Origin of the sequence: Streptomyces sp. SP18BB07 (assembly GCF_036322545.1) — a bacterium.
In the GTDB taxonomy this organism is placed as follows: Bacteria; Actinomycetota; Actinomycetes; order Streptomycetales; family Streptomycetaceae; genus Streptomyces; species Streptomyces deccanensis.
Map to the genome: position 1 here is coordinate 1 of NZ_JAQYWT010000163.1, position 318 is coordinate 318.

Below are 318 nucleotides of genomic sequence, written 5' to 3' on the forward strand. Positions count from 1 at the left end.
CGCCGACCTCCGGCTCGGCCGGCACGCGGAGCTCATCGGCGAGCTCCGGATGCTCGTGGCCGCGCAGCCCCTCCAGGAGACCCTGTGCGCCCAGCTCATGATCGGCCTGTACCGGGCCGGGGACCCCGGGCGCGGGCGGGGCGCGGGCGGGGGGGGGGCGGGGGGGGGGGGGGGGGGGGGGGGGGGGGGGGGGGGGGGGGGCGGCCCCCCCCCCCCCCCCCCCCCCCCCCCCCCCCCCCCCCCCCCCCGGCCCGCCGGGGGGGGCGGGCGGCCCCGGCGCCCCCCCGGGCCCCCCCGCCCCCACAAACCCACACCCCC

At 88.4% G+C, this 318-nt stretch carries 1 protein-coding gene; it reads left to right on the forward strand.

What is annotated here, in order from left to right:
* The coding region (locus PUR53_RS01295; protein WP_329907084.1) for a BTAD domain-containing putative transcriptional regulator at positions 1-318 on the forward strand (318 nt) is incomplete at both ends.